Raw genomic sequence first — 4014 nt, forward strand, 5'->3', positions numbered from 1 at the left:
ACGCTGATCTGCATCGGCTCAACGGCCCCGGGGCCGGGGCCGGGACCGTTAGCCACGCAGCCATCCGATGCCGTCCCGCCGTTCGGGCAGGCACCGCCACCGGCCGGGGCGCCGCCGTTCGGGCAGGCACCGCCACCTGCCGCGATGCCGCCGGTCGGGCAGGCACCGCCACCGGCCGCGATGCCGCCGGTCGGGCAGGCACCGCCTCCGCCCGCCGCGCCCGTCGATCCGGTAGCTCAGCCGCCCGCCGCTCCCCCGGGCGCAGCACCGGCAGGCGCAGCCGGAGCCCCCAAGGCCACACCGGCGCCCAAGAAGCCGACCGGTCCGCCGGCGCCGGCCGCTCCCAATGCGCCGGCCCCGGGCGAGCCGCCGCCGCCTCCGCCCGGCTGACCACTCGTCAGACCGCCGCCTAGACTTGGCGGTGATGTCCCGACATGACCCCGCCGACCTGACCGCGGCTGTCCGCGCCGCGCTGGCCAAGGTGATCGATCCCGAGCTGCGGCGCCCCATCACCGAACTCGGGATGGTCAAGAGCGTCGACGTCGACCCCGACGGCGGCGTGCACGTCGCGATTTACCTGACCACCGCCGCCTGCCCGAAGAAGACCGAGATCAGCGAGCGCGTCGCCCAGGCCGTCGCCGACGTTCCCGGTACCGGGGCGGTGAAAGTCAGCCTGGACGTGATGAGCGACGATCAGCGCACCGAGCTGCGCAAACAGCTGCGCGGCGATGCCCCCGAACCCGTCATCCCGTTCGCCCAGCCCAACTCGCTGACCCGGGTGTACGCGGTCGCGTCCGGCAAGGGCGGGGTCGGCAAGTCGTCGGTCACGGTCAACCTGGCCGCCGCGATGGCCGCCCGCGGCCTGTCGGTCGGCGTCCTCGACGCCGACGTCTACGGCCACTCCATCCCCCGGATGATGGGCACCACCGACCGGCCCACCCAGGTCGAGTCGATGATCCTGCCGCCCATCGCCCACGAGGTGAAGGTCATCTCGATCGCCCAGTTCACCGAGGGCAACACCCCGGTGGTGTGGCGCGGCCCGATGCTGCACCGGGCGTTGCAGCAGTTCCTGGCCGACGTGTACTGGGGCGATCTGGACGTGCTGCTGCTCGATCTGCCGCCCGGAACCGGCGACATCGCCATCTCGGTGGCCCAGCTGATCCCGAACGCGGAAATCCTGGTGGTGACCACGCCACAGGTCGCTGCGGCCGAGGTCGCCGAACGGGCCGGCAGCATCGCGATACAGACCCGCCAGCGCATCGTGGGCGTGGTGGAGAACATGTCGGGGCTGCTGCTGCCGGACGGCTCGACGTTGCAGGTCTTCGGCGAGGGCGGGGGCGCCCAAGTCGCCGAGCGGCTGTCGCGTGCGGTCGGCGCCGAGGTTCCGCTGCTGGGTCAGATCCCGCTGGATCCCGCGCTGGTGGCCGCGGGCGACGCCGGCATGCCGATCGTGCTGAGCGCACCCGATTCCCCGGTGGGCAAGACGCTACTCAGCATCGCCGACAGCCTGTCGTCGCGCCGTCGCGGGCTGGCGGGAGTGTCGTTGGGGCTGGACCCCACGCGTCGCTAGGGCGTTTCGGGGTTACTCACCGCCCTACGTCGCGTCAGGATCGAACGGGGCGCGCCCTGGCTCCAGCGGGTGCGACGGCTCGACCGGCTGTCCCGATTGCGCGGGCGCCGGAGCCCCATTGACGGGGCCGGCCGGCTTGTCGAAGTTCCCGGTGAATATCGAGTCATCACCGTCGAGCAGGTGCTTGGTCAGCGCCGCGCGTGGTGTCATGCCGCGCAACTTCTGCAGCTCGCTCAGTTGCCCGCGCAGATCGTCGAACTCGGGCCCGATGTCCTCACGCAGCTGGCTAGTCATACCGCTGAGGTAGTCGCGGGCCTGGCGCAGGGCGCCCGCCGTCCAGCGGATAGCTCCGGGGAGACGCTCGGGCCCGAGGACCACCAACCCGACCATCAGGAGCACCAGCATTTCCCCCCAGCCGACGTTGGCGAACATCTAGCTGGTATCGGGGTCGGGCTTGACGGTCAGCGTGACGTGCCGGCCGTCGCGGACCACCTCTACCGGGGCATCCTGCCCGACGGTCAGCTGCCGCACCGCGACGACGAACTCGTCGGCGTCGGCGACCTTACGGTTGCCGACCTTGACGATCACGTCGTTCTCCTGGATCCCGCCCTTCTGCGCGGGACTTCCTGCCTTCACGTTGGCCACCTGCGCGCCCGACGCGATCGCGTTGCTCACCGACCGGGTGCTGATCCCCAACGTCGGGTGCACGATCTTGCCGTCTCTGATCAGCGTCTGGGCAACGTTCTTCATCTCGTTGACCGGGATCGCGAAGCCCAGCCCGCTGGCGCTGTCCGACAGCGACTTGCCGGCGGTGTTGATGCCGATCACCTGGGAGTCCATGTCGATCAGCGGGCCACCCGAGTTGCCGTGGTTGATCGAGGCGTCGGTCTGCAGGGCATCGACGACGGTGTCGGTGTCAGAGCCCTCCCCCGACAACGGCACCGGACGGTGCAGTGCGCTGATGATGCCGTGTGTCACGGTGCTGCGCAGACCCAGCGGCGCACCGGCGGCCAGAACCTCGTCGCCGACCCGCACCTTGTCGGAATCACCGAGCCGGGCCACGGTCAGATTGTCGACGTTGTCGACCTTGAGGACGGCCAGGTCGGTCTTGGGGTCACGGCCGACCAGGCTGGCGGGCACTTCCTTGCCGTCGTTGAAGATGACCTTGGTCTTGAACTGGCTGGGGTTGTTCGCCGCTTCGGAGATCACGTGGTTGTTGGTGACGATGTAGCCGCGGCCGTCGATGATCACCCCGGAGCCCTGCATGCCCTCGGTGTCGCTCTTGGACTCGATGGTCACCACGGAGTCGGCCACCGCGGCGGCCACCTTGGCGAACCGGCCCGCCGGCGACTCGCCGTTGCCGTTGGTCGACAGCGTCACCTTCGAGGTGGTGAACGCGCCGACGACTTCGGCGGTCTTGCGGCCGATCAGCCCGCCGAGCGCGCCGATGACCAGCGCGATCAGCAGCAGGACAACCAGGGCAAGGTAGGACACCTTGCGGCCGAACAGCACATCCCGGACGCCCAGCTTGCCGGTCTGGCCCAGCACCGCGTGTGGCGCCGGCGCAGACACCGCCGGGGTCCCCAGAGCCGCCCCGGCCCCGGGGTCTCGCCACGGGTCCTCCGGTTCGTCCTGGTCCTTGCCGTCCTTCTCGGCGGCCAGCGCACCGGCGTCGATCGGATGGCGCTGCAGCGAGTCGGCGCCCGCGAAAGGCCGGCTGAACGCCTCCTGCAAGACCGGGTCGGCCGGCTGATCGTGCGGCCGGAAGTCGGTCTGCTCCCGGTACTTCTGCGGGCGTACGCGGTCCGCCAGGAAGGATCCCCGGAGTCCGTGCGGACGACCGAACGCCTGACGCGACGCGGGGTCGACCGGCGGCCGGGCTACGGGGCGCGGCGCTAGGCGGTTGCCGCCGTCCTGGCCGATGTTGTTGCCTTGGTCGGAGGTCACTTTGTCCTCTTCTGGATGCTGTGCTGATCGCTCGAGACAGGCCGCTTACCGGGCGATATATAGGCAACGGCATTGCCCGTGTCCACCCTAGTATCCACGGATCTCGAGTGGTGGGCAGGAACGCACGCGCCGGGCCGGCTCGGGGGCGCTCCGCGAATAGCCGACAAGCTACCGGCGCTTGCGCTGGTCGCGTGGGTCGCCGTCGGCGAAACGGCCAGATAGCGGCCGGGGAATTGATGTCGGATCGTCGGATGAGCCGTGCGGAATCTCGGTCAGCAGCCCGAGCAGCTCGGTGGGAATCCGAATCGGGTTGGAGTCGCGCAGCGCGGCACGCGCCCGGCTCTGGTCCTCGATTTCGGCCGCACACTGAGGGCACAGCGACAGATGGTGGGCGGCCCGTAGGTGGGCGTTCATCCGCAGCTCACCGTCGACGAACGCGGCGATCGCCTCGATGGACAGATGCTCGGTGGAACCGAAGCGCCGCGGCGCGCCGACCG

General features: G+C 70.3%; 4 protein-coding genes and 1 pseudogene. 2 read left to right on the forward strand and 3 right to left on the reverse strand.

What is annotated here, in order from left to right:
* Together VML93_RS23595 and VML93_RS23600 are read left to right on the forward strand one after the other, a co-directional pair.
* A pseudogene (locus VML93_RS23595) lies at positions 1-390 on the forward strand (hypothetical protein); the annotation flags it as partial.
* A 34-nt stretch (positions 391-424) separates the two neighbouring features.
* Positions 425-1570, forward strand: a complete 1146-nt coding sequence (locus VML93_RS23600) for an Mrp/NBP35 family ATP-binding protein (RefSeq protein ID WP_325614702.1) — start codon at positions 425-427, stop codon at positions 1568-1570.
* 24 nt (positions 1571-1594) lie between these two features.
* On the opposite strand, the gene tatB is transcribed toward VML93_RS23600, so the two are convergent.
* The 3 genes from tatB to rseA form a co-directional block, all read right to left on the reverse strand.
* Positions 1595-2002, reverse strand: coding sequence for a Sec-independent protein translocase protein TatB (gene tatB, locus VML93_RS23605; protein ID WP_325614703.1), 408 nt, complete (start codon positions 2000-2002; stop codon positions 1595-1597).
* The gene (locus tag VML93_RS23610; RefSeq protein WP_325614704.1) at positions 2003-3517 is read right to left on the reverse strand and encodes a S1C family serine protease; all 1515 of its coding nucleotides are present in this window, start codon (positions 3515-3517) and stop codon (positions 2003-2005) included. It lies immediately after the preceding gene.
* A 168-nt stretch (positions 3518-3685) separates the two neighbouring features.
* Positions 3686-4014, reverse strand: a 329-nt coding sequence (rseA, locus tag VML93_RS23615; protein WP_325614705.1) for an anti-sigma E factor RseA, incomplete at its 5' end; no start/stop codon positions are given.

The organism is Mycobacterium sp., assembly GCF_035499775.1.
Taxonomy (GTDB): domain Bacteria; phylum Actinomycetota; class Actinomycetes; order Mycobacteriales; family Mycobacteriaceae; genus Mycobacterium.

Excerpts from the sequence above, each read along its gene's own strand:
- VML93_RS23600 (WP_325614702.1), top strand. The coding sequence starts at position 425 with ATGTCCCGACATGACCCCGCCGACCTGACCGCGGCTGTCCGCGCCGCG.
- tatB (WP_325614703.1), bottom strand. The coding sequence starts at position 2,002 with ATGTTCGCCAACGTCGGCTGGGGGGAAATGCTGGTGCTCCTGATGGTC.